3 protein-coding genes are annotated in these 2500 nt (G+C 35.9%); 1 reads left to right on the top strand and 2 read right to left on the bottom strand.

The features are described from left to right. Positions 1-209 precede the first annotated feature (209 nt). On the bottom strand, positions 210-797 hold the full coding sequence (locus E7480_08615) for a DUF4093 domain-containing protein (protein MBE6904649.1): 588 nt from the start codon (positions 795-797) through the stop codon (positions 210-212). Further along, positions 781-1803: a DNA polymerase III subunit delta gene (gene holA, locus E7480_08610; GenBank protein ID MBE6904648.1), complete on the bottom strand. Its 1023-nt coding sequence runs from the start codon at positions 1801-1803 to the stop codon at positions 781-783. The genes E7480_08615 and holA overlap by 17 nt, the downstream gene beginning before the upstream one ends. 203 nt (positions 1804-2006) lie before the next feature. Between holA and E7480_08605 the strand changes: the two genes are divergently transcribed. Next, the coding region (locus E7480_08605) for a response regulator (protein ID MBE6904647.1) at positions 2007-2500 on the top strand (494 nt) is incomplete at its 3' end.

Below are 2500 nucleotides of genomic sequence, written 5' to 3'. Positions count from 1 at the left end.
GATTAACGAGTATTTTAACGTAGAATGAGCGAAAATCCGCCTTTTTAAAACGAGTTTGAATTATTTGCTCTACCCTATATGTACGCCGACGAGAACGGATTGACGAAATCTGCACTCTTTTTGGACAGTCTTACAGATTGTCGAAAGGTTTTTCGACACTCAACAAGGGGAAAGATGATTTTTCATCTTTCCCCTTGTTGATTGTAAATTTATACTATTTTTGTTTTTGCTTTTTCATAATCTTCATAAGTGTATAATGCATTAAAAGCATCAATAAAGCAGTTTGCCGACATAGCCTCGGGAAGCTCTAAAAGTCTTTGAAGCTTGCGGCGGCGTGCCTCGCTGTTTTCTTTGCCGCAAAAACCGTCAGAATAAAGAATAGCCTTAGTCAGCTTTTTCTTATTTTGCTCTGACACCTTTTCACAGCCTATGCCCGCCTTTAAAAAAGCTTCCTCCAAAACAGTCTCAGACATACCCTCAACACCTAATTTGCCCTGAGCTGAATATTTTTCTTTACGCTTTTCTTTACCGTAAATATCGGGAACATAAACGTTTGTTATGTTCTCTTTTTTTATTCCCTTTGAAATAAAGCTCCTTATTTTAAAGCCTGCTGAATCGCTGTCGGTAATAATTATTATACCGCATTTTTCAGCAAGAGTTCTTATAAGAGTGAGCTGCTGCTTATCTTTAAATATTTTAAAGCCGTCAGTTTGAATAATAAGTCCGTCAATAACACTTTCAAGGCGTATTTTGTCGTATTTACCCTCAACTATAATTGCTTTATCTGTCTTTAACAAGCAATATCTCTCCCAACAGACGTTCTATAACCGTTCGGTTGTTCATTTTAGAACTTTTTAAAGCCATATCAGCTTTCTGACAGCATAAAAGACATTCCTTTAAGGCTTGCTGAGAAATGCCCCTGCACTGCTGTATACATATTGTAGCAGGGTATTCTGCAATACCTAAATTTGAAATGATATCATTTTTGGACATACCCTTCACAAGTGCAGTTTTAACCTTATAAAGCCTTATAAAAAAGCTGAAAACAGTTCCTGCAATCAAGGTAGGCTCAATAGCCTGTGCAAAAAGCTCATCGGTTATCATAAAAACAGCCTCGGTATTGTTTTTGATAACGGCATCAGTCAAATCAAAGACTCGGGCATCGACAGTTTTTGTAATAACTGCATCTATTTGCTGCTTGGTTATTTCTTCGGTAACACAGTAGGAGCATAGCTTTTGAATTTCAGTTTTCAAAGTTGTCATACTGTTATCGCAAAGAGAGAGTAAATAATAAATAAGCTTTGAACTGATAATTTTATTGTGAGCCTTGAATTGACGGGAGCACCAGGAAGCAAGGTCTCCTTCAGACTGCTTTTTAAAATGACAGAAAAGCCCGTTTGCTTTGGTAGCTTCTTGGTAAAAAGCCTTGAAAATTGCACTTTTTTCGTCAATTTCCAGGGTTTGCTCATATATAATAATAACGGTATATTCGGGAAGCTCATTCAAAAGCTTGCAGAAAAAATCAAAATCAGACTTTGAAAGCTTAGCTATATTTAAATCACTTATAATTACCGCTTTTTTGTCACAGGTAAGGGGATAGCTTTCGCAAATATCGGTAAGCTCTGACATATCAAGAGCCTTTGCGTCAATTTTATAACAGTTGAAATCGTCAGGAGCTTCTACAATTTTTTTGATAAGAGTCTGAAGATAATAGTTTTTGAGATATTGCTCCTCACCGTAAAAAAAGTAGCAGGAACGCAATTTGTTCTCTTTAAGCTCTTTTTTTAATATTTCAAAACTCATTTTGTTCCCCTCCTGAAAAATTTTTCATATACATTATATTGAAATAAATTGCAAAAGTAAAGAGTTTTCAACAATATATTGTTCCAAAGTCGAAAAATGGGAATAAAAGAGGGACGAAAAAACAAAAAATGTACTTGAAATTTATGTAAATATATGGTAAATTATGGATACTAAATAAAAACAAAGGAGCGAATAAAGCGAAAATGGGAAAGAAACAAAGGATAATAATTGTCGATGCGAATACAACCTTCAGATTTATTGCGACAGAGGAATTAAAGGCAAAGGGCTATGAAATAGTAACTACCGTAGCAGACGGAAAAACGGCTGTACGGGTTATAGAGGAAGAAAAACCTGATATAGTACTTATAGATTTAGTTTTGCCAAGCCTGGACGGAATAGGAGTAATGAAGCAGATAACAAGCGGACAGATGGAAAAGAAGCCTGTATTTATAGTATCTACGGCTATGTCCACAGAGTATTCGCAGACGGAGGCTTTTAAATGCGGAGCAAGCTATTATCTGATAAAGCCGTATGATTTTAATGTGCTCAGCCAAAGAATAGAATCTTTAATAAGCGCTAACGAGGCTGCAATAAACAAGAACGGAGTTTCTGTAAAGAATCAAACGGTTATAGAGATAAATAAGGATTTGGAAACAGAGGTAACGGAGCTTTTGCTTGAATTGGGAGTACCTGCACA

The organism is Oscillospiraceae bacterium, from assembly GCA_015067255.1.
Classification (GTDB): domain Bacteria; phylum Bacillota; class Clostridia; order Oscillospirales; family SIG519; genus SIG519.
Note: the sequence above shows the minus strand (reverse complement) of the source record. Positions and strands in the feature narration are given on the sequence as shown.

Bases quoted from the DNA above. Each gene is read 5' to 3' on its own strand.
- holA (MBE6904648.1), bottom strand. From the start codon at position 1,803: ATGAGTTTTGAAATATTAAAAAAAGAGCTTAAAGAGAACAAATTGCGT.